Here is a 21,812-nt window from a genome sequence, read left to right on the forward strand (position 1 = left end):
GGTCAGGCTCCGGAAGGTCGGATGGATCCGCCGCCCTTCGGCGGCCGGCGGTCGGCCTCGAGGGGGCCGCGGGCGCGGCCCGAGCCGCTCGAGCCCAGCGCCGCCGCATTGGCGAAGTCGGCGAGGCCCGCGCTGGCCCCGCCGGCGATGCCGGCGGCGATGGCCGGGGTCTGCAGGAAGAAGATGCCGCCGAGCAGGCACAGGGCGATGAAGATCAGACCGCCCATCATCGGGTCCTGGCCCTGGATGGCGCCCCACTGGTCGCGCACCAGCGACAGCACCAGCTGGAAGATGACGATGATCAGGGCGAACAGGACGAGATAGTTCACCGCCTGGCCCAGCCAGCCGAAGAAGAAGCGCCGGGTGGCGTCGAACAGGGTGCAGGCGACAAAGATGGGTCCGAGCGCGACCAGCAGGGCCAGGGCCAGCTTGGCCAGCATGACGACCCCGAAGCCGAGGGCGCAGGCCAGGGCGCCGATGACCAGAACGGCCGCCGAGACGATCCAGGGGCCGGGATCGAAGGCCGAGCCCTCGCGCGCGATCGTCTCGGCGAGATAGCCGGCGTAGGCGAGGAACTGGTCGAAGGCGGGGCCGACGCCCGGCGTCTCGGCGCCGCTAACGGCCCGGGTCAGGGCGTTGGGCAGGCCGGTGAACAGCGGTTCGGTGACGAAGGTCGAATAGGCGGCCGTCGTCGCCAGGGCGTAGATCAGGGCCAGTTTGATCGAGCGGACCGCGAAATCCATCACCGGCTCGCTGATGGCCCCGCGCAGGATGGCGAAGCCGTAGAGGACGACATAGAGAACCAGGGCGATCCGCAGCGGGCCGTCGACTTCGGCGATGACCGAGGCGAGGCGCTCGCCGAGGAATTCATTCAGCCGGGCGTCGATGAAATCGTAGCTCGGCTCGAAGACCCGGAAGCTCATCGTCACCCTCCCTGCGCCGTGCGCGCGTAGGCGGCCAGGCGATCACGACGCCTGGCTTCGCCCAGGCCGCGCCGCGCCGTCTCGCAGTCGCGGCGTGTCCGGCCGGCGTCGCAGGCGGCGATGACGGCCTTCGCCGCCGCCGGATCAGCCGCGAAGGCCTCGACGCCGCGCTCCGGCGCGGTGCAGCCGCACAGGGCCGCGAGGACGAGTCCGGCGGCGCGTTTCACCGGAAGGCCCGCTCATAGGCGTCCAGGCGGGCGGCGCGGGCGGCCTCGGCCCGTTCGCGGGCGCGCTGTTCCTCCAGCCGGGCCTCGGCCTCCCGCGTCAGGGCCAGACCCTGCAGCCGGACCTGTTCGTTCTGGACCAGGGCCTGCTCGGCGGCCAGCCGCGCCTCCAGGTCCATCACCGCACGGGCGTTGGGGGCGGTGTCGAGGGCGCGCCTGAGCGTTTCCAGACCTTCCAGCCTGTGGTCGGCGGCCTCGCCGATCGCCTCCCCGACGGCGAGGTCGCGGGCGCCGCGCGCCCCGGCCCGTTCCAGACTGTCGCGATACCAGGCCTCGGCGGCGGGCAAATCGCCGGACGGCGGCGTGTAGAGCCGGTGCTCGGCGCGGATCGCATCGGCGCGCTCGGCCAGCCGGCCCAGGGCCGACAGGTCGCCGTCGGCGGCGGCGCGCAGGGCCGCCAGGTCCGGCAGGGGGTTGCGGACCTCGGGCAGGCCGAGCGCGCTGGCCAGCGCATTGACGTCGGAGAGGTCGTTGAGGCTGTCGAACAGCTGACGGCCCTGTTCGACCTGGGCCTGAAGGGCCTGGAGCTGCTGCAGGGCCGTGCGGGCCTCCTCGACCATCTTGGCGTAGGCGGTGGGATCGTGAACGATCTGCTGGGCCCGGGCGCCCGGCGCGGCGGCGAGGACGAGCACAAGGGCGGCGGCCGGGGCCGCGAGCAGGGAGCGGGGTTTCACAGCAATCTCCTTTCGGCGTGGAAGCGATCGCGCCATTGCGCGTAGGCGTCGCCGGTCTCGCCGCGCAGGCGGTCGAGCAGGGCGACGGTCTCGGTGCGGCCGGACAGGATGGCGAGGGCGTCGTCCAGACCGGCCAGGTCCAGTTCGACGACCACGCTGTCGTGGCCCTGTTTGACGAGAAAGCGGCCCGATCCGGGCACGAGCACCTCGCGCACCTGACGGAACTCCTCCCCGGTCAGGCCGAAGCCCTCGACATAGTCGCGCGCCTGCCCGTGCGGATTGGGCAGAAAGATCTTGGTCGCGCACTGTTCGAGGATGGCGTGGGCGATCGGCGAGCGCAGGGCGTCGGCCGGGGACTGGGTCCCGAACACCATGAAGGCGTTCTGCTTGCGCCAGGTCTTGAGCCCGTCCTGGGCCAGGTCGGTGAAGGCCGGGTCGCCCAGCACCTTCCAGAACTCGTCGATGTCCAGAACCAGCCGGCGCCCGTCGACGCGTTCGGCGATGCGGTGAAACAGATAGAGGATGGCCGGGGTGCGGACCTCGTCGTGATCCAGCAGCTGGGTGATGTCGAAGCCCGCGAAGCGCGCGTCCAGGGTCAGGGCGTCCTCGTCATTGTCGAGCACCCAGCCCAGAGGTCCGCCGCGCTGCCAGCGTTCGAGCCGGGCCCCGACGCCGCCGGCGTCGCCCTGGCCGAGCAGGCTGCGCAGGGCGGCGATCGAGCGGCGTTCGCGCGGCAGGGCCTCCAGCGCCGCAACGCCCTGGTCTATCGCGCGCGCCTCGGCCACGCCGAGGGTCTCGCCCGGCCGCGCGACGAGGGCGCGCACCAGCCGCACCAGAAAGGCGCGATTGGCGGGTGACGGAGCCAGGGCCTTGAAGGGGGCGAAGCCGGTCGGCTCGCCGTTGCGCAGCGCCAGATAGGTCCCGCCGCAGGCGCGCACGAACAGTTCGGCGCCGCGGTCCTTGTCAATGAACAGCTGCCGGGCGTCGAACCGTTCGAGCTGGGCCAGCATGAAGTTCTGCACCACGGTCTTGCCGGAGCCGGACGGGCCGCAGATGAAGGTGTGGCCGAGATCGCCGACGTGGAAGTTGAAGTGGAAGGGCGAGCCGGCCGTGGTCCGCAGGGTCGCCACCGCCTCGCCCCAGTGGTTGCCCCGCGCCTTGCCGACCGGATGGGCGTGGAAGGGGGCGAGCGCCGCGAAATTGCGCGAGGTGATGGCGGCGGGCCGGGTGCGGCGCGCGAAATTGCCGGGAAACTGGGCCCAAAAGGCCGCCTCCAGACCGAGGTCCTCGCGCGCCACGACCAGGCCGGAGTCCGCCAGGATGGCGCGGGCGCGCGACAGATGATCGGCCAGGGCCGACGGGGTGTCGCCGTGCACCAGCACCGAGGCGTGGTGTTCGCCCATGACGAACCGGTTGCTGACCAGGTCGTCGAGCGCCTCCGACAGGCCTGCGATCTGGGAGGCGGCGCGGTCGCGCGCCGAGACCATCTGGTTCTGTTTGCGCTCCATCACGGCGCGCGAGGAGGCCTTGGACAGGAAGGCGAAGGACTGGCTGGCGACGAAGTCGAACCGGGCGCTGAGCAGGGCGTCCCAAAGGCCAGGGCGGGTCGCCGCCGGATATTCCTTGATGGCCAGGACGCCGGCGTAACGGGCGTCCGAGACGTCGCGCAGTTCCAGCGTCTCGCGGCCGAAGATGGCGCGGACGGTGTAGATCGCCGATCCGAGATGGCCATGGACGAGGGGGACGGCGGACCGGCGGCCGGTCAGCACCAGCCGCATCACCTCCATCGGTTCGGAGAACCACAGGCCCGACCGCTCGTACAGGCCCAGCCGCCGCGGGGCGTAGCGGCCGAGGTACTGAACCAGATCGCGCCCGGCCTCCTCGAGGCGCCGGATGTGGTCGTGCAGCGCCTCGGTCCCGTCCCGGCGGGCCGATTTCAGCCGCTGCAACAGGGCCGCGGCGCGGTCTCCGGCGTCCCGGCCGGGATGCAGCACCAGGGTGACGAACAGTTCGTTGACCCGCAGCGGGCGCTCGGCGATCCGCGCGTCATAGGCCGCGCCTAGTTCGGCGGCGAAGGTCGAGCGATAGCCGCTCGATGGCAGGGGCGCGGCCTCGCGCCGGACCACATGCTGCCAGACCGCGAGACGTTCATCGGCGAGGTTGCGCCAGGCCTGGTTGAGCTTGACGTGCCAGTCGTTGAGATCGCGGGCGTCGGCGGTCTCGAAGCTGGCCCCGTCGATCTGGAACACCATCATCAGGGCGCCGCTGTCGAGCGCGACGACATGGTCGCTGACGTGGCGCGCATAGGGCAGGTTCGGGCGCACCTCGCCCTCGCGCCGCAGCCGGGCGACGGAGACGGCGCCCTCAGCCACGAGTCAGCTCCGCCGGACGATAGCGCCGCGCCAGGGGGAGGGGCGAGGCCGAGCTGCCGCCCCACAGGGCGCCGTTGCGCGCGCGGCCCTTGGTGTCGACATGGACGAGCAGCAGCCGGAAGGCGTTGTGGTCGGCCCGGCAGATGGCGCGGAACACCAGGTGCACGGCGGGGGCGACCAGCAGATAGAGCAGGCTGCCGCCGACCAGGAAGACGATGCCCGAGACGATGAGGTTGACGCCCATCGCCTCCATCGGCACCCCCATGACCATGGCCGGACGGGTGCAGGCCAGAAAAAGCGGATCCTCGATCAGCTTCTCCTCAATCAGGCGGGCCTCAGCCATGGGGCCCTCCCGGCGCGAGGCGGGCGGCGACGAAGCCGAGTAACAGTCCGGTCAGCAGGCCGGCGACGATGCGGGCGAAGCGGCCGGGGGAGATCAGTCGCTGGCCCAGCATCAGTCCGGGTCCGAGGACGGCCGCGCCGGTGGTGATCAGCCAGGGGACGAACGGCTCCATCAGGCGCCGCCCGTGATCAGGTTGACGATCTCGGCGGCGCCGAAGACGACGACGATGCCCAGCACCACGATCGCCGCCCGGCGCAGGTCGAACAGGCCGAACATCCACAGGATGCCGACGACGACCACGGCGAGCACCGCCAGCAGGCGCGCGGTGTTGCCCGTCAGCATGTCGACGACGTTCTGCAGCAGGCCCTCGACATTGGCCGAGGCGAAGGCCGGCTGGACCAGGATCAGGGTGGCGGCGGCGGCGATGGCGCCGGTGGCGCAGACGCGGCGCGCGCGGGCGGGGCGAGGGGTCATCTCGGGTCTCTCCAGCTGGGTTCGGATGGCGCGAAGGCGAGGGTCGCGCTGAAGCGGGCGCGGCCGAACACGTCCCAGGCCGGCGTGTCGGACCTCCGCGGCGAGGGGGCCGGCGTCGCCAGGCGAAGGACGACCGGCGCTTCGGCGGGGGCGGTTTCTGCGGCGGGTCGGGGCGGGGCCAGCGACAGGGCGACGGCGGCTCGCTCGACGCGCGCGACATAGCCGTTGCGGAAGCCACGGTCGGGATGTCCGGTGTTGTAGCGCGACAGGGCGACCCGCAGCGCCGCCTGGCGGTCGCCGTCCCGAGCGGGCCGGTAGCCGGCGCGCAGCACGACGCCGGCGGCGGACAGGTTGCGGCAGGGATCGAACGCCGCCTCGACCGACAGGCCGAGCCAGGCCAGGTTGGCGCTGTTGATCTGGGCCAGGCCGAGGTCGAGGTTGGCGCCCCGCGCCAGCAGATCGCGGGCGATCCGGGCGGCGTCGACGGCGTCGCGGGGCCGCCGGGCGGGCCGGGGGCCGCGGTTCACCCCGATGGCCAGCGGATCGAACCGGCTTTCGGTCCAGGCGATGGCGGCCATGGTCTGCGGCGCCGCCTGGGGGGCGCAGGCCTGGGACAGGGCGAGGATGAGATTGAGGTCCAGCAAGGCGGGCTCCGTTCAGGGCCCCCAGCAAACCCGATCCCGCCCGCCGCTCGCGACCCGCGGGCGGCCCGTCGGAGATCTACGGTAGGAAGCTGCGGGACTCCGGGTCCGGCCCGGTGCGGGCGGCGAGGCGGGCGACCGCCTGGATCCGGGTGCGCACGCCCAGAGTTCGGCAGGCCCGCATCAGGTGTTCGTCGACGGTGCGTCCGGAGATGCCGAGACGCTCGCCGATCGCCGCCGAGGTCAGACCGCGCGCGGCGAGGGCGAGGCAGTCGCGTTGCCGCGCCGAAAGGGGCTCGTCGGAGGCGGGTGGCGCGGCGTGCGGGCGCGGAGACGGCGGCGTCATGGCCCCAGCAGACGGCCGAACGAAATCCACGGCCAGACCGCAGCTTTCCGGCGGGGCGTCTACGGTCGCGAATTCCCGGCGCCGCCCTCGTCCTCGCCCCCGGCGGGGGTGACCAGCTTCGCGACCCGTGTCTCGAGCCAGTCTTGGGCCGCGCTGTCGCGGCGGACCGCCTGCAGCGCCAGGTCCTTCATCGTACGGGTGAAGGCGTTGATCAGGGTGCGGGCGTCGAGTTCGACGATGACGTCGCCGAGCGTCTCGTCGAACTCCTGCAGGGCGACGGTCAGGATGGTCATCAGCTTGTTGTCGGCGCTCCGCAGGGCGAACCTGGGCGAGCCCAGGGCGAGGGCCGCGAGGATGGCGTAGGGGTCGGAATCCGTAACCTCCGCAAAGCGATGGATGCGTTCCAGATTGATGCGGCCGCCGCCGGCCTCGAAATGTTCATAGGACCGCTGGGCCATGCCCATGGCCTCCGCGACCTCGGCGGACTTCATCCGGCGATGGGCGCGGATCAGACGCAGGGCCGAAGACAGGGTCTCGCTCTGCGACTGACGTTCGGCGGGATCCATCGTCCGGACTCTTCCACATCCATGAGGTCGCCGGACTCGTCCTTCCGTACCCCTGCTGGTTGAAAAATGGGGCAATCGCGCTTCAAATGAAAGTCGTGAAAGCCACGGGGCCGAAAGTCTTGCGCGCGTGCGCAAGAAACCTGCGCGCACCTTGCGAGACCTTGAAGAGCGTTAATGGATACACGATCACTCGCCGACCATGAGTCGCCGGACGGGGCCCGGGCCGGAGCGGCGTGGCCGGACCGGGGGCCGTGAAGGCGCGCGATCCCTATCATCTCGCCGTGGCCGCCCTGACGGATTTCGCCTCCGAAGGCCGGTTCGGCTGGGGCCGGCCGCTGGTCGCCACCGCCCTGGCGACCGAACTTGGCCTCAGCCCCACGCCGGTCCGCGAGGCCCTCGCCCGACTTTCCGGCGAGGGCGTGCTGGAGCACCGACCCGGGCACGGCTATTTCGCGCCGAGCCCGACGGCGTCGGACATCGCCGATCTCTATGAACTGCATTGGCGGCTGGCCGGATGGGCCATCGAGCGGATTCCGCCGGGCGCGCGGCCGCCGCGCCTGGAGGCGTCGCCTCGCCCCCGGATCGAGGCCTTCTACGACAACCTGCTGGCCTGGGCGGGCAATGATGTGCTCGACCGGGTCTACCGCCGCACGGCGCTTCAGCTGCGTCCGGTCCGCCGGGTCGAGCGCGTCGTCGATCCGATCGCCGACGAGGCGGTCGCGCGTCAGGAGCAACTCTTTCTCGAAGGCCGGATCAGCGATCTCAGGCCGGCGATCGACGCCTACCATCGCAACCGGATCGCGGCCGCCCAGTCCGTGTTTTCAGTCATGCGACGGTCGGCGGAAAGTATAGACCGAATATAGTTTGAAAATAGGACCTGGCGGGCGCGGACTGGCGCGACGGGGCGATGGGCCCCGTTGACAGGAGGTTACGTCATGAAGACCGCGACCACGCCGCGCCTGATCGGTCTGGGCTCCGCCCGGATCGCCACCCGCGCGGACGCCACCGAAGGCGACATGGAGCAGATTCCGGTGCGACTCTATGAGAGCGCCGGCGTCCGCGCCGATCTCGTCCGGCTCGGCTCGGCCGAACAGGCCACCCGCGCCGATTCCACCACCGGGGATTTCGAACAGATCCCGGTGCGGCTCTGGCAGCAGGGCTGACGGCGGGGGCGCCGGCTTCGCGCCGGCGCCCCTCGTCTGTCCGACCGCTTCGGCGATGACCCTGTATCTCCGACATGACGTCCACGCCGTCGCCATCGGCGAGGATCTCGCCCTGCTCGACCTCGCGCGTGACGCCTATCTTTGCCTGCCCGGCGGCGCCGTCGCCCTGGAGCCGGGCGCCCGGGACGTGATACGGTCGGGGGCGGTGGCCGACGCCCTGCTGGCCGGGGGCGTGCTGGGTCCGGAGCCGCCGGCCGCGCGGTCCGCCCCGCCGCCGCTTCCGACGCGGACCCTCATCCATCAGCCCCTGTCCCGCGCCGTGTCGCCCCGGGTTCTCGCCGCCGCCGTCGCCGTGCCGGCGGACATCCGCCGGGCCCGACGGGGCGAGGGGCTCGCCGCCTGGCTGGCGCTCGCCGAGGCCCGCCGTCCCCTGTCGCGCGATGCGGAGGCGGTAGAGGCGGCGGCGCGGCAGTTCTGGACCGTCGGCGCCTGGTTGCCGATCGAGGGCGAATGTCTGGTGCGCTCCGCCATGCTGGTCGCCTTCCTGCGCCGCATGGGCCTTTCCGCGGACTGGGTGTTCGGGGTCCGGCTCTGGCCCTTTGCCGCCCACTGCTGGGTGCAGTTCGGCGAGGTCTGTCTCAACGACGACGTCGAGCGGCTGTGGCCCTATACGCCCCTGTACCGCCGATGACGGTCCCGGGGCCCGCAGACCACGGCTATCTGATCCTTGACCGGCGCGGCCTCGGCGAGGCGTACCGCGCGCCCTTCGAGGCTGCGGTCGCGGACCTGGTGCGCCAGGGATGGCGCGCATCGCACGCGGTCGAGGACCTGCAGGTCCTGCTCGGTCCGCGAGCGCGTCTCAAGGTCCGCCAGGTCGGCCGTCGTCATTTCCTGATCGGCGACTGGCGCGGGCCGAAACCGCTGTCGACCCTTGTGGCCGTCAACAGCCGACCGGCGGACCTTGCCCGGTCGGTCGTCGGCGCCGGCTGGGGGCGCTACATCCTGACTTGGCGGGACGACGACGGCCGTCTCGCCCTGCTGCGCGATCCCACCGGGGCCATCGATTGCGTCTGGTGGCGCCATGGCGGGGCTGTGCTGGCGGTCGCGGAGCCGCCGCGAGAACTCGATCCCCTCCTGCCCGCGGACCTGGCCATCGACTGGACCGTGCTGCGGGAGATCGCCGAGGCGCCCGAGCTGCTCGGCGACCGTCTGGCGCTGACGGGGCTGACCGCGGTCAACCCCGGGACGCTCGCCCTGATCTCCGGGAACCATGCGTCCGTGCCGGTGTGGCGGCCCTCGACCTTCTGCCGGTCGGGCGCCGGGTGGGACGAAAGCCTCGGCGGCCTGGCCGGGGTGGTGGATGAAACGGTCGTCGACCTGGTCGATCCGCACCGCCGGGTCGTGGCCGAACTCTCCGGCGGACTGGATTCGGCTATCGTCGCCGGCAGTCTGGCTGCGACCGGGCTGGCCGGGCGGGCCCGGTTCCTCAACTTCCATGGCGACTGGCGCGAAGGCGACGAGCGGCCATGGGCCGAGGCGGTCGCCCGGAGGCTGGAGCTCGACCTCGTCAGGGTCCGCAAGCCGGTCGAGGCCATCACCGTGCGCCAGCTCCGCCCCCTCGGTGAAAGCGTGCGGCCGGCGCTCCAGGGGGTCGACGTCACCTATGACGGCGAGGTCGCCGCGCGCATGCGCCGGGGCCGCGCCACAGCCCTGGTGACGGGGCAGGGCGGCGACGCGGTCTTCTTCCAGGCGCCCGATCCCGCCGTGGCGGCCGACCGGTTCCGGCGCGAGGGACCGCCCGGCCTGTCCCCGGCCTTTCTTGCGGCGGTCGGACGTTGGACGCGCCATTCGGCCTGGACGGTGCTCGGCTGCGCCCTCGGGCTGCGCGCGACCGGACCCCGGCCCGCATCCGGGCGGCGGCATCCCTGGCTGGAGGACATCGAGGACCTGCCGCCGGCCAAGACCGGGCAACTGCGCCAGTTCGTCAACGCCCAGCTGTTCTGGGGCGACTGCCTGCGCGCCCGCGCCGGGGATCTGCTCCATCCGCTACTGAGCCAGCCGGTGGTCGAGCATTGCCTCGCCATCCCCGCCGACCGGCTGATCGCGGGCGTGCGCGATCGCGGCCTGGCGCGTCAGGCCTTCTGCGGCCGCCTGCCGCCGATGCTGATCGAGCGCCGCAACAAGGGCGATCTCAGCTGCTTCTACGGCCATGTCACCCGCGCCAGTCTCGCGACTTTGAGGCCGCTGCTGCTCAACGGCCTTCAGGTCGACCAGGGGCTGCTCGACGGCAAGGCCCTGGAGCGCGACCTGGCGGAGGACCGGCTGATCGTCGGGCCGGGCTACAACCGGTTGCTGGTCGGGGCCGTGCTGGAGGTCTGGGCGCAGCACTGGGAGGGACGGATCGCCGACATCCGGTCGTCCGGATCGCGGCTCCGCCCGGCGAGGATCAGGAGGGGAGGCGGCGCAGACCGGCCGGGCTGACGACAGCCCCGATGGACGGACCAGGGGCAGCGATGCAGCCGCGCGCCTGGACCTGACCATGACCCCGGCGACAGTCGTCGCTGAAAATCGGATCTGGAAATGGAACGGTTGGGTACCCGTCCACGTTTCCAGTCAGTTCAAAGTGAACGTCCTTCCTCCCGGACCGGCACGGTTGACGATCGTGCCGGTCCACCCCCGCTTCAGCCATCAGGCGAACCATGATCAGAGCGCGACATTCGATGGCCGTCATCCTGTCCGCTGGAGCGCTCGCGGCGTGCAACGGCGGGCAGTCTCTCGACCGAGGGATAGAGACCTTCGGCCAGGGCGTGGGCGGCGCGGCGGCGACGCCTCTGGAGGATTTGAACATACGGCCCGCTGAAATCCCGACGGTGCTGATTCAGGCCGCTGAACGGCCCTATGACTTGGCCGGCCTTGGTCGCTGCAGCGCCATATCGGCCGAGATCACGCGCCTGGATGAGGCGCTCGGACCTGATCTCGACGATCCGACGCGGGTTCAAGCGGAGCAAATGGAGGATGTGGCGGCCGAAGCGGCGCTCGATGTGGTTCGAGACACCGTAACGGACTTCATTCCGATGCGGAGCTGGGTGCGTCGTCTGACCGGAGCCGAGCAGCATAGCCAGCGCGTTCAGCAATCCATCCAGGCCGGGCTCGTGCGGCGATCCTTCCTGAAAGGGGTCGGCCTGCAAAGACACTGCCGGCCGCCCGCCGCTCCGCTCGGCGTTCGCCCTCTCAGGTAGCTTCATCGGACACGCGCTCCGAGCGCAGCCCCTCGGGTCGTCCGTGCTCCCGGCTTGGGGGTGGGGCGGCGCCTCACCGAAGTCGATCGGTCATCCCGATCCCGCCGTGTAGACGCCCTGATTACGTCCGGCAGGTGCTGCGAAGATCGTGAGGGCGTATGCAACCCCCCGGGCGCCAAAACCGTCGCAGGGCTTCAGAATCGACCTGTACTGTTCATCATGACTTAGTCGATTGCCGCCATCATGGTCCTGTGATGGGAGACATCTTGTGGCTGCGTCGGATATGGCCGAGCTGGAGACACGACCGATCGGACCGGTGACCCGCCGGATGCTCGCTGTCGTGGCCGCGGGCCATTTGCGCTACTGGATCATCGGCAGCTGGGCGCTTGCGCTGGTCACCGCCGTGCCCTGGCGGACGGCGTTGATCTGGTATGGGATCACGACCGCCCTGGGATTGCTGCGCGGCCTGGTGGACAGACCCGTCGGCGGCGCGCCCCGGCTGCGCCTGCCTGTGGCGACAGTGTCCTGCATCGCCTGGGCGGTTGCGCCCCTGCTGGTCTGGTTCAGCGATGCGACCCATGGCGAGGCGCTCGCCATCGGTTTGCTGTGCGCGGGGTTCACCCTGGTGTTCACCCAGATGCGGGCCGCGCCGAAGGAGGCGCTCATCGTTTCCTCGCCGTACAGTCTGGTGGTCTTGCTGATCATTCTCAGCCTCTGGGGGCAGCCGGGCTTCTGGCAGTTGATGGCCGTCGCGCCGGTGCTGGGGCTGGCGATGCTGATCAAGCTGATGGTCACCCTGATGAAGGACAACGAGATCGCCGCCGTCGTCGGCCGCCAGCGGGAACTGATCGCCGATCTGGAACAGGCTCGGGATCAGGCCCAGGCGGCCAATCAGGCCAAGTCGAGCTTCCTCGGAATCATCTCGCACGAGTTGCGCACGCCCATGAACGGGGTGCTCGGCGCCGCCCAGCTGCTCGAGGCGCGTCCGATCGGCGAGGTCGAGCGGAGCTACGTCTCGATGATCCGCACCAGCGGCGAGGGGCTGCTTGCGTTGCTCAACGACATTCTCGACGTGACCAAGATGGAGGCGGGGCGTCTTGACCTCAAAGTGCGATCCACGCCGACGACCGAGGCGTGGGAACAGGCGGTCAGGATCTGCCGGGCCCAGGCCGAGGCCCGGGATATGGCCGTCGAAGTGGACCTGCGGGGCGACATCCCACACCGCGTCATCACCGACCCCCTTCGCGTCGGCCAGATCCTCACCAACCTGCTCGGCAATGCGGTCAAATTCACGGATGTCGGAACGGTGCGTCTGACCATCACCGGCGAGCGGCTCGCTGAGGCGGAGGTGCGACTGAGCTTCGCCGTCACCGACACCGGACCGGGCATCAGCGAGGCCGATCAGGCCCGCCTGTTCCAGCCCTTCACCCAGGTCGACACCTCGAGCACCCGCCAGGCGAGCGGGACGGGACTGGGGCTGACGATTTCCCGGCGGCTGGCGCACATGCTGGCCGGCGAGATCGCCGTGGCCTCCAGGCCCGGCGAAGGGGCGACCTTCACCTTCGTTGCGCCATTCCCGGTCGAGGCCTGGACGGGATCGAACCTCCCTGAAATGGCGGCCGCCCAGTCCGAGGGGACCGTCGCACTCCGGGTGCTGGTTGTCGAAGACCATCCGGTCAACCGGCTGATCCTGGAGACCTGGCTGACGGGCCAGGGGCACAGCGTGTTTACGGCCGAGAATGGCGAGATCGCGCTGGAGATGGCGGCGGGACAGGCGTTCGACATGATCGTCATGGACGTGAACATGCCGGTGATGGACGGCCTGACGGCGACGCGCAGAATTCGCAGCGAGGCGGGCGCCAACCGGCACACGCCCATCGTCATCCTTTCGGCTTCGGCGCGACCCGAGGATCTGGAGCAGGGCTGGGCTGCGGGCGCCGACAGCTATGTGGTCAAACCGGTCGATTTCGCCAGATTATCCGCGGTGCTGAGCCAGGCCGGGGACGGACGAGACGCCCTGAGACGCGACGCCAATCAGGCCGCCTGACGAGAGTCCCTGGTTCGACGGCGCGCCGCCCGGACGGCAACGCTTGTTGCGGCCATGCTCGGAGCGCAGACCCGGCGGCCCCACCTTGGCATTCATGCTGGCGACGGGCAGATCGTGCGTATGGACGGCGGCCCCGCGAACACGCACGCTGTCCGGGCTGCGATGCGGCGATCGAAGGCTCCGCTCAAAAGCTGGCGGCGCAGCATGGCCTCAACCCCCAGGACCGTCGCCAAACAGCGCAGGCGGGCCTTCGTTCATGAGGCGCCGATGGGGCCGAAGACGGTCCGGCGGACGGTTCTGACGTCGGAAGAAAGGACGATCGTCGCCGCCTGCCTCGACGCCGCAACTTCGCCGAACGGCTCAAGACCTTACGTGGCCTCACCCGCTCCCTCGGGACCGAACACCTGACCCCAGCCCCCCGCCAGCGCCTTGAACAGGGCGATCTGATAGGTGGTCACCAGGGCGTCCGAGGCGGCCAGCTGGGCGTCGGCGGCGGCCAGGGTCCGCTCGGCGTCGAGCACCGACAGGAAGCTGTCCACCCCGGCGTCCAAGCGCAGCCGCGACAACCGCGCCGCCTCGGCGGCCTGATCGCGCGCGGCCTGCAACGCGACGCGGCGGTCCAGCTCGTTGGCATAGTTGGCCAGCGCCGTCTCGGTCTCCTGCAAGGCGACCAGAACCGTCTGGTCGAAGCGCGCCAGCGCCGCCTCGGAGGCCGCGTCGGCCTGCTCGATCCGCGCCCGGGCGGCGAAGACGTTGGGGAAGGACCAGGTGATCAGCGGGCCGACGCTGAAGCGAAAGTTCTCGCTGTCGCCCAACCCGCCGGCGTCCAGGGCCGTGGCGCCGAGGCCGCCGCCGAGCGTGATGCGCGGAAACAGGTCGGCCGTCGCCACGTTGACCCGCGCGGCGGCGGCGGCGAGTTCACGCTCCGCCCGGCGAACGTCGGGGCGACGAGCCAGCAGTCGGGCGCCGTCGCCAATGGGGACGGGCTGGGTCAGCTGGGGCGGCCGGGCGCAGCTCCGCGCCGCCTCGCTGCTCTCCGCCGGGGTCCGGCCGGTCAGGGTAGCGAGGCGGAACAGGGCGCCGTCGCGTTCGGCGCGCAGTGGGGGCAGGGACGCACGGGTGGTCTCCAGCGCCGAGCGGGCGCGGGCGACGTCCAGGCCGTTGCCGGAACCGGCGTCCAGAAGCGTCCGGGTCAGCTCCATCGTCCGGGTCTGCAGCTCGACGGTGCGCTGCGCCACGTCGATGCGGGCGTTGGCCGAGCAGGCGTCGGCGTAGGCGCGGGCGGTTTCGGCGGCGACACTGACGCGGACCACGTCGAGGGCCGCCGCGGCCGCATCGGCGTCGGCGCGCGCGGCGCGAATGACCGACCCGACCCGGCCGAACAGATCGACCTCATAGGCGACGTCGAGGCCGACGTCATAGGTGTCCGTCTCGGGCGCTTCCGTCCCGGGCGGGAGACCGGGGACGGTTGCGGCCGAGGGGCGGCCGGTGCTGTAGGCGGCGCTGGTCGTGGTTCCGGGCAGGCGGGCGGTGCGCGCCTCGCCCAGCGCCGCGCGGACCCGGCGCAGGTTCGCGGCCGCCGCCTCGAGCTCGTTGTTGTTGGCCAGCGCCTCGGCGACCAGCGCGTCCAGCGCCGGGTCCTGGTAGAGCCGCCACCAGTCGTCACGCGCCGCTTCGGCGGACACGGCGGGGGTGACCGCGCCGATGAAGGCGCCCGACGCGGAGGGGGGAAGGGCCGCGTCGGGGGCCGTCGGCCCGACCGCGCATGACGCCAGGACCAGACTGGCGCCGGCGGCCGCGGTCAGGAACCGGAGAGAGGGTCGGTGGATCATCAGGCGTCTCCCGTCCGCGGCGAGGCGGACTGGGTTTCGAGGTGAGGGGGCATGCCCTCGGTGGTCGGAATCGTCCGCTCCTTTTCCGGGGCCTTGGGCATCCTGGAGGCAAGCCAGCGGCATACGACGTAGAAGATGGGGGTGAAAATCAGGCCGAAGAAGGTGACGCCGATCATGCCCCAGACGACCGAGATGCCCAGCGACTGCCGCATCTCGGCGCCCGGTCCGCTGGCGATGGCCAGAGGAAGCACGCCGAAGATAAAGGCGAAGGAGGTCATGAGAATCGGGCGCAGCCGCTGCCGACCCGCCTGCACCGCGGCATCAAAACGGTTCAGACCTTCCTCGTCCTCGGCCTGTTTGGCGAATTCGACGATAAGGATGGCGTTCTTGGCCGCGAGGCCGATCAGCACCACCAGTCCCGCCTGCACCAGGATGTTGTTGTCGAGGCCGTTGACGTTGACCCCGATCAGGGCGGCCAGCACGCACATCGGCACGATCAGGATGACGGCGAGCGGCAGGGTGAGCGATTCATAGTTCGCCGCCAGCACCAGGAAGACGAACACCACCGCCAGCAGGAAGACCAGGACGGCCGAACTGCCCGCAGCCTTCTCCTGCAGCGCCAACTCCGTCCATTCGAAGTCAAAGCCGTCGGGCAGGGTTTCCGCAGCCATGGCCTCCATGATCGCCAGCGCCTCGCCCGATGACACGCCCGGCGCGGCCTGACCTTGCAGCTCGGAGGCCGGGAACAGATTGTAGCGGACGACGCGGGCAGGGCCGGAGTCGTTTCGCAGCGTGGCCACCGAACCGATGGGCACCATGTTTCCGGAGGCCGAGCGCACCTCCAGGTCGGCGATGTCAGCCAGGTCGTCGCGATAGGCAGGCTCGGCCTGGGCGGTGACCCGGAAGGTTCGGCCCAGCAGGTTGAAGTCGTTGATGTAGTTGGAGCCGAGATAGGTGCCGAGGGTGCTGAACACATCCGCCGGCTGGACACCCATCATCAGGGCGCGCTCACGATCGACATCGGCCTCAACCCGCGGCGAGCCGGTGTTGTAGGTGGAGAACACCTGCTGCACCTGCTCCGGCGACTGCGCCGCCGCGCCCATCATGGCCATGGTGGCGCCTTCCAGCGCCTGATAGCCCGCGCCGGATCGGTCCTGGATCATCATCTTGAAGCCCCCGCCGGCGCCGAGGCCGGGCACGGCCGGGGGAGAGATCATGAAGATGTTCGCTTCTTCGATCACCCCGGTGGCGCCGCTCAGGGCGCCGGCCAGCGCCGCCGCCTGCAACTCGGGCGTCTCGCGCTCGCTCCAGTCGTCCAGCTTGATGAACATGGTCGCCGCGTTTGAGGCGGCTGAGAAGCTGGAGCCGTCGAGGCCGGCCAGCGCCGTGACCTCGGTCACGCCTTCGGCTTCGCGGATGATGGCCACGGCTTCGTTCAGCGCCTCGGTGGTGCGCTCCAGCGAGGCGCCGGCGGGCAACTGGACCACGCCGATCAGCACGCCCTGGTCCTGATCCGGGATGAAGCCGCCCGGAGTGTCCATGAGGCGCCAGCCGGTCAGGCCCAAGAGACCCGCGTAAATGATCAGCATAATGCCGACGGTCCGCACGAGCCGCGCCGTCAGCCACCCGTAGCGGTCCGACAACCAATCGAAACCCTCGTTGAATCGGGCCCCGGCCGCGCCGAGGTAGTGGAACGCCGTGCCGATGGGTCCCTTCTTGCGAGCGGAATGGTCGTGCGGCTTGTGCGGCTTGAGCAGCAGAGCCGCCAGCGCGGGCGACAGCGTGAGCGAAATCAGCAGCGAGATCAGCGTCGCCGAGGCGATGGTGACGGCGAACTGACGGAAGAAAATGCCGGGAATGCCGGGGATGAAGGCCGTCGGCACGAACACGGAGGTCAGGACCAGTCCGATCGCCACGAGGGCGCCCGACACCTCCTTCATCGACCGGTGGGCGGCCTCGCGCGGCGTCAGGCCCTCGCGGATATAGCGCTCGACGTTCTCGACCACGATGATGGCGTCGTCGACGACGATGCCGACCGCCAGCACCAGTGCGAAAAGGGACAGGGAGTTGATCGAATAGCCCAGGGCGAGTTGCACGGCGAAGGTGCCGACCAGGGCGACCGGGATGGCGAGCACCGGAATGATGGCGGCGCGCCAGGTCTGAAGGAAGACCAGAACGACGAGGGCGACCAGGATGACCGCCTCCATCACCGTGTGCTGCACCGCCTCGACCGAGGCCGCGACGTATTCGGTCGGGTTGTAGGGAATGGTGTAGTTGACGCCGGGCGGGAAGTCGGCCGCGATGGCGTCCAGCTCGGCCAACACCGCCTCTGCTGTCGACAAGGCATTGGCGCCCGGCTGCTGGACGACGGCCAGGGCGATCCCGGGCTTGCCGGTGAAGTAGGCGTTGATGCCGTAGTCCTGCGAGCCCAGTTCGACCCGCGCGACGTCACGGACGCGCGTCATGCGACCCTGGGCGTCGGTCTTCAGGACCACGTCGGCGAACTGCTCCGGATCCGTCAGGCGGCCCTGGACCTGCACCGGCAGCTGGAAGGCGGAGGCGTTGGTGGCGAACGGCGGCTGGCCGATCGCGCCGGCCGCGGCCTGGACGTTCTGCGAACGCAGGGCCGCGACGATTTCCGTCGCGGTCAGGTCTCGCGCGGCGGCCTTGGCCGGGTCGATCCAGATCCGCATGGAATAGTTGCCGCCGCCGAACACCTGAACCTCTCCCACGCCGTCGAGCCTCAGAATCCGGTCGCGGATGGTGGAGTTGGCGAAATTGCCTAGGTAGTTGACGTCGAGACCGGGGTCGCTGGACGTCAGGGCCGCCAGCATCAGAAAGCCGGTGGACTGCTTGGTCACCGAGATTCCAGACTGGCGCACTTGCTCGGGCAGCCTCGGCTCGGCCCGGGCGACCCGGTTCTGGATCAGCACCTGGGCGGTATCGAGGTCGGTGCCGGGCTCGAAGGCCACGGTCAGGCTCACCGCTCCGTCGGAGGTCGAGGACGAGGTCATGTACAGCATGCCCTCGACGCCGTTGACCTCCTGCTCGATCGGCGCCGCCACGGTCTCGGCGAGCGTCTCCGCAGAGGCTCCCGCATAGGCCGTGCGGATGCTGATCGTGGGCGGCGCGATCTCCGGGTACTGCGCCAGCGGCAGGGCCGGATAGGCGAAGGCGCCGATCAGGGTGATGAAGACCGCGATGACGATCGCGAAGATCGGCCGGTCGATGAAGAAACGCGAGACATTCATCGGCTCAGTCGCCCGAAACGGAGGCTGCCGGGAGGGAGCCGGTCAGCGTCGCCGCCGAGGCGGGCGGCGCCGTCGTCGTGGGAACCTCCGTCGTCGTGGGCCTGGCCGTGATGCGAGTCGCCCGCGGCGTAACCTTTTGGCCGGGCCGGGCCCTCTGGACTCCGGTGACGATAACCCGATCTGTGGGGGCCAGACCGGAGCGGACGACCCGCAGGTCGCCGGCCAGCGGGCCCAGTTCGACGGCTTTGGCCGCGACGGTCCCATCGGCGGCCACGACATAGACCACCTTGCGGGCGCCATCGGTGACGATGGCGGCGTCGGGCACGAGCATGCCGGAATAGGTCGTCGTCCCGGCGAGCCGGCCGCGCCCGAACATGCCGGGCTTCAGGAAGCCGTCGGCGTTCGCGATGACCGCGCGAAGGCGCACGGTGCCTGAAGAACCGTCGATCGCATTGTCGGTGAAGTCCAGCGTGCCCGATCGGCTGAAACCGGATTCGTCCTGCAGCCGGACCTGTATCGGCGCGGCGCCGTTGCGGGCCTGGCGCTGGTATTTCAGCAGCACCGCCTCGGAACCGTCGAAGACGAAGTGGATCGGCGCGCTGGAGACGATGGTGGTCAGCACGTCGCCGGCCGAGGAGCCGCCCGCAACGAGGTTGCCCGGGTCCACCCGACGGTCTGACACACGGCCAGAGATGGGCGCGGTGACGCGTGTGAACTCCAGGTCCAGCTGCCGCGCCCGGACGTTGGCGTTGCCGGCGGCGATGGCGGCCTGCGCCGTCTGCAGGGCGCCGCGGCGGGTGTCGGCCTCGGCCTGCGAGATGGCCTGAGATTCCAGCAGGGTCTCGGCCCGGGTCAGCTCACTCCGGGCCAGGGTCAGCTGGGCCTGGGCCTGGGCCAGCTGCGCCCGGGCCGAGGCCAGGGCCGCCTGGGCGGGACGCGGGTCGAGCGAGAACAGCAGCTGGCCGCGCCGCACATAGTCGCCGTCGCGGAAATGGACGCCCGAAACATAGCCGCCGACGCGCGCCCGCACCTCGACCGACTGGGTCGCCTCGAACCGGCCGGTGAACTCGTCCCAGTCCTGCACCGCCTGGACCAGCGGAACCGCCACCGTCACCGACGGCGCGGGCGGGGCCTGGGCCTCGCTCCTCGGAGAACAGCCATAGAGCGCGGCCGCCACAAGGGTGGACGCTGCCACGAGTTTCGCCGTGTGCATGAAGGCCAGTCTCCGAGTGGGAAGAGGGAATTCCCTGTCTTTGTTGACGGCGGTTATCGGGGAGGAGCCGCGTAGTCAACGCCGGATGATTTAATGGTAACCGGGGTTGCGGTTGTCAATGGCTGATGCCAGAGGCTTATGGACGAAGGGCTCAAGGAGCCAAGTCATTGTTTCGTCATGTCGCGCCCCGGCCGAGAAACTCCGGGGCGACCCGCGCCGCTATCCTGGACGCCGCGCGCGAACGGTTCGCGCGCGAAAGCTACGACGCCGTCGGCACGCGGGATATCTGCCGCGACGTAGGCGTCGACGCGGCTCTGGTTCCCCGCTATTTCGGCTCCAAGGCTGAGCTCTTCACCGCCGTCCTCGACAGCTATGAGAACGGCGCGGAGCTGATGGCGGGGGACCGATCGACTTTCGGCCGGCGCGTCGCCCACGAGGTGATCTACGAGGCCATGAACGAGAGCAAGCTCAGGGGCTTGCTGGTTCTGCTGCGGTCGGTCGGATCGATCAAGGCGATGGAACTGGTCCAACGCACCGGGAACGAGCGTTTCTTCAATCCCTTCGCTGAATGGGTGGGGGGGCGCGACGCGGCCGTCCGCGCCCGGCTCGCCGCCGCCTTCGTGATGGGCATGGTGGTCAGCCGCGAGATCACCGGCGGGTTCGGCCTCAAGCCGGCGGAGTGCAAACGGATGTGCGACCGGATGGCGACCATCCTCCAGGACATCGTGGACGGCTGACGGTCAGCGGCGCGGCCCGCATTTCCGGATCTCGCCCGGGAAGGTCACCGGGGTGTGCTCGCCGGAGTGGGTCTGCCCGCCACGGGGCCGGTCTCTTGCCGGGGGCCCGCCCTTGGGCCGCGGAGGTCGAGGTGGCGCTCCAGGACGAACGGCGCCGCAAGGTGCGGCTGCTCGACCCTGAGGACGCCCACGAACCTGGCCGTCCTCAGGGTCGGCGGCGGCCGCTTCGTCGTGAGCTTTGCGGAACCGCGCGGTCCAGGGGAAGGAAGGGCCCGGGCGGACCGGCCGGAGGCGGTTATCGCCCGACCTGTCAAAGCCCTGACCCCGATGAGGACATGACGCCCCTCGACGGCGTGCAAGGTCGGGGAGACTGGCCGGCCGGCGACGCAACCGCTTCGCCCCGGCCCGCGCGAGGGCAGAGCCCTTCCATGTCCATTTTCAAGTGTAGAAGTGAGAAGGCCCCTCCGCACCTCCGCCCGGGTCGCCGTCGACACGGTGACGCCGGCGTCGGAAAGTTCTGCTTCCCCTGGCCCCCCTCAACCTCCGACACCGTCAGGTGGAGACGTCCGGACGCGTGTGCCGCACCCAGTTCACCCCGATCACCAAGTGTTTCAGGCGGCCAGGGGCCGCAGCTTGTCACCCCCGAGGCGACGGATTTCGTCCAGATGGTTCTGGGCCGAGAGGCTGGCTGCCTGGGCGTGAGACTTCAGCCGCGGATCGTCGGCGTGAAGGGAGAAGGTGGTGTGCAGCAGAGAGGATTCGAGCAACACCGTGATTTGCTGCGCCAACCAGAGCCGATCACGCTCCCGCGGAGCGGCGGCTTCGAGATCAGCGACATAGGCGGCATGTCGGGCCGACAGGCGCGAGGGGACCGCTGCCCCGCCGAGATCCGCCAGAAAGGTTGACTGAATCGCCAGCGACTGGACGTGTTGTGTCTCCAGGAGGGTGGCTAGAGCCCTGATCTCTGGGTCCGGGGATCGGGCCTTGATCGCCTTTGCCGCTGCGAGGACATAGAGGTCGTCATAGCAGGCCGCGACAAGATATCCCTCGGGCGTATGGACGTCCTTGATCACCGGGTCAGCGGTGGCCGCCATTGGGGTCTCCAGAGGAACCGCGTCGACCGGTTCCGGACCCCCATTCTTCTGTTCGCAGGCCGCGACGCCCACCACAGCGCAAGCCATCAGCATCCTAATTTTCCGCACAGGGTAACCCGCCGCAAAGCGCCTTCAAGACGAAGGCCCGAAATGGAACGCTCGGGTACCCTAATCAGTTCGTCAATGCCCTTGTCTGGGTGTCTTTCCCCCGAGGCCAGCGCGGTCCTCGGCGCTGGGTTTTCCTGCGCTTGGGCCGCCCGATTCGTCACACAAAGAAATCCATGGTGTTACTCCTGCTCGTCGTCCCGCAGGCGGCCCGCAATGCGGCATGTCCATTGACCGGAGGATGCAGACGGTCAGGGCGGGTGTCGGCGACGCCGCAGCGCACCGCTTGAAGATCTGAATGTGCGCCGCGACCTCATTCCGGCCGTTCTGACCGAAGCAAGCGCCCATCCCTATCAGCTTGCAGGCCCCAGCGGGCGCCGACCGATATCGGCCGGGGTCTCACGCCTGGCGAGGCGTTGGGCCCCGATCGGCGATCCTGAATGGGGGAGCGTCGAACGAGCGGAAGGCATCGCCCGTGGCGCGGCGACGGACGTCGTGCGAGACACGG

At 70.2% G+C, this 21,812-nt stretch carries 21 protein-coding genes; 7 read left to right on the top strand and 14 right to left on the bottom strand.

All coding sequences use genetic code 11. The features are described from left to right. Positions 1-2 precede the first annotated feature (2 nt). The 10 genes from PSV00_RS09975 to PSV00_RS10020 all read right to left on the bottom strand — a co-directional run bounded on the left by PSV00_RS09975 (position 3) and on the right by PSV00_RS10020 (position 6,623). Positions 3-923, bottom strand: a complete 921-nt coding sequence (locus PSV00_RS09975; RefSeq protein WP_300446651.1) for a type IV secretion system protein — start codon at positions 921-923, stop codon at positions 3-5. 2 nt (positions 924-925) lie between these two features. Next, positions 926-1,150, bottom strand: coding sequence for a hypothetical protein (locus PSV00_RS09980; RefSeq protein ID WP_300446652.1), 225 nt, complete (start codon positions 1,148-1,150; stop codon positions 926-928). Continuing rightward, positions 1,147-1,881: a type IV secretion system protein gene (locus tag PSV00_RS09985; RefSeq protein WP_300446654.1), complete on the bottom strand. Its 735-nt coding sequence runs from the start codon at positions 1,879-1,881 to the stop codon at positions 1,147-1,149. The genes PSV00_RS09980 and PSV00_RS09985 overlap by 4 nt, the downstream gene beginning before the upstream one ends. Next, a complete protein-coding gene (locus PSV00_RS09990) occupies positions 1,878-4,253 on the bottom strand; it encodes a VirB4 family type IV secretion/conjugal transfer ATPase (protein ID WP_300446656.1) in 2,376 nt (791 codons plus the stop codon). Before PSV00_RS09990 ends, PSV00_RS09985 begins: the two co-directional genes overlap by 4 nt. Beyond that, entirely contained in the window at positions 4,246-4,596 is a 351-nt protein-coding gene (locus PSV00_RS09995) for a type IV secretion system protein VirB3 (RefSeq protein WP_300446658.1), read from the bottom strand. The genes PSV00_RS09990 and PSV00_RS09995 overlap by 8 nt, the downstream gene beginning before the upstream one ends. Beyond that, the gene (locus tag PSV00_RS10000) at positions 4,589-4,768 is read right to left on the bottom strand and encodes a hypothetical protein (RefSeq protein ID WP_300446660.1); all 180 of its coding nucleotides are present in this window, start codon (positions 4,766-4,768) and stop codon (positions 4,589-4,591) included. The genes PSV00_RS09995 and PSV00_RS10000 overlap by 8 nt, the downstream gene beginning before the upstream one ends. Next, on the bottom strand, positions 4,768-5,070 hold the full coding sequence (locus PSV00_RS10005; RefSeq protein WP_292029749.1) for a TrbC/VirB2 family protein: 303 nt from the start codon (positions 5,068-5,070) through the stop codon (positions 4,768-4,770). The genes PSV00_RS10000 and PSV00_RS10005 overlap by 1 nt, the downstream gene beginning before the upstream one ends. Beyond that, positions 5,067-5,714 carry a lytic transglycosylase domain-containing protein gene (locus tag PSV00_RS10010; protein ID WP_300446662.1) on the bottom strand — a complete coding sequence of 216 codons (648 nt, stop codon included), beginning with the start codon at positions 5,712-5,714 and terminating at the stop codon, positions 5,067-5,069. Before PSV00_RS10010 ends, PSV00_RS10005 begins: the two co-directional genes overlap by 4 nt. Positions 5,715-5,790: 76 nt before the next feature. Beyond that, complete coding sequence (locus tag PSV00_RS10015; protein WP_300446664.1) at positions 5,791-6,057, bottom strand: helix-turn-helix transcriptional regulator; 267 nt, start codon at positions 6,055-6,057, stop codon at positions 5,791-5,793. Between the two features lie 59 nt (positions 6,058-6,116). Next, the gene (locus PSV00_RS10020; protein ID WP_300446666.1) at positions 6,117-6,623 is read right to left on the bottom strand and encodes a helix-turn-helix transcriptional regulator; all 507 of its coding nucleotides are present in this window, start codon (positions 6,621-6,623) and stop codon (positions 6,117-6,119) included. A gap of 233 nt (positions 6,624-6,856) precedes the next feature. On the opposite strand from PSV00_RS10020, the gene PSV00_RS10025 reads away from it, so the two are divergent. The 6 genes from PSV00_RS10025 to PSV00_RS10050 all read left to right on the top strand — a co-directional run bounded on the left by PSV00_RS10025 (position 6,857) and on the right by PSV00_RS10050 (position 13,072). Further along, positions 6,857-7,486 carry a GntR family transcriptional regulator gene (locus PSV00_RS10025; protein WP_300446668.1) on the top strand — a complete coding sequence of 210 codons (630 nt, stop codon included), beginning with the start codon at positions 6,857-6,859 and terminating at the stop codon, positions 7,484-7,486. A 72-nt stretch (positions 7,487-7,558) separates the two neighbouring features. Continuing rightward, the gene (locus PSV00_RS10030) at positions 7,559-7,786 is read left to right on the top strand and encodes a hypothetical protein (protein WP_300446670.1); all 228 of its coding nucleotides are present in this window, start codon (positions 7,559-7,561) and stop codon (positions 7,784-7,786) included. Positions 7,787-7,841: 55 nt separating this feature from the next. After that, the gene (locus PSV00_RS10035) at positions 7,842-8,477 is read left to right on the top strand and encodes a lasso peptide biosynthesis B2 protein (RefSeq protein ID WP_300446672.1); all 636 of its coding nucleotides are present in this window, start codon (positions 7,842-7,844) and stop codon (positions 8,475-8,477) included. Next, positions 8,474-10,267: an asparagine synthase C-terminal domain-containing protein gene (locus PSV00_RS10040; RefSeq protein ID WP_300446674.1), complete on the top strand. Its 1,794-nt coding sequence runs from the start codon at positions 8,474-8,476 to the stop codon at positions 10,265-10,267. Before PSV00_RS10035 ends, PSV00_RS10040 begins: the two co-directional genes overlap by 4 nt. Before the next feature lie 239 nt (positions 10,268-10,506). After that, complete coding sequence (locus PSV00_RS10045; RefSeq protein WP_300446676.1) at positions 10,507-11,025, top strand: hypothetical protein; 519 nt, start codon at positions 10,507-10,509, stop codon at positions 11,023-11,025. Between the two features lie 268 nt (positions 11,026-11,293). Beyond that, positions 11,294-13,072 carry a response regulator gene (locus PSV00_RS10050; RefSeq protein ID WP_300446678.1) on the top strand — a complete coding sequence of 593 codons (1,779 nt, stop codon included), beginning with the start codon at positions 11,294-11,296 and terminating at the stop codon, positions 13,070-13,072. Between the two features lie 368 nt (positions 13,073-13,440). Here PSV00_RS10050 and PSV00_RS10055 read toward each other — a convergent pair whose 3' ends face one another. From PSV00_RS10055 to PSV00_RS10065, 3 genes are read right to left on the bottom strand one after another with little or no spacing between them, the layout of a single operon-like run. Continuing rightward, positions 13,441-14,904 carry a TolC family protein gene (locus PSV00_RS10055; protein WP_300446680.1) on the bottom strand — a complete coding sequence of 488 codons (1,464 nt, stop codon included), beginning with the start codon at positions 14,902-14,904 and terminating at the stop codon, positions 13,441-13,443. Continuing rightward, positions 14,904-18,155, bottom strand: coding sequence for a multidrug efflux RND transporter permease subunit (locus PSV00_RS10060; RefSeq protein WP_300446682.1), 3,252 nt, complete (start codon positions 18,153-18,155; stop codon positions 14,904-14,906). Before PSV00_RS10060 ends, PSV00_RS10055 begins: the two co-directional genes overlap by 1 nt. 4 nt (positions 18,156-18,159) lie before the next feature. Continuing rightward, positions 18,160-19,368, bottom strand: coding sequence for an efflux RND transporter periplasmic adaptor subunit (locus PSV00_RS10065; RefSeq protein ID WP_300446684.1), 1,209 nt, complete (start codon positions 19,366-19,368; stop codon positions 18,160-18,162). Between the two features lie 167 nt (positions 19,369-19,535). On the opposite strand from PSV00_RS10065, the gene PSV00_RS10070 reads away from it, so the two are divergent. Next, a complete protein-coding gene (locus tag PSV00_RS10070; RefSeq protein WP_300446686.1) occupies positions 19,536-20,105 on the top strand; it encodes a helix-turn-helix domain-containing protein in 570 nt (189 codons plus the stop codon). A gap of 611 nt (positions 20,106-20,716) precedes the next feature. Here the strand turns inward: PSV00_RS10070 and PSV00_RS10075 are convergent. Next, positions 20,717-21,199, bottom strand: a complete 483-nt coding sequence (locus PSV00_RS10075) for a DUF4142 domain-containing protein (protein ID WP_300446689.1) — start codon at positions 21,197-21,199, stop codon at positions 20,717-20,719. Between the last annotated feature and the right edge of the window lie 613 nt (positions 21,200-21,812).

Source organism: Brevundimonas sp. (genome assembly GCF_029945885.1).
GTDB lineage: Bacteria > Pseudomonadota > Alphaproteobacteria > Caulobacterales > Caulobacteraceae > Brevundimonas.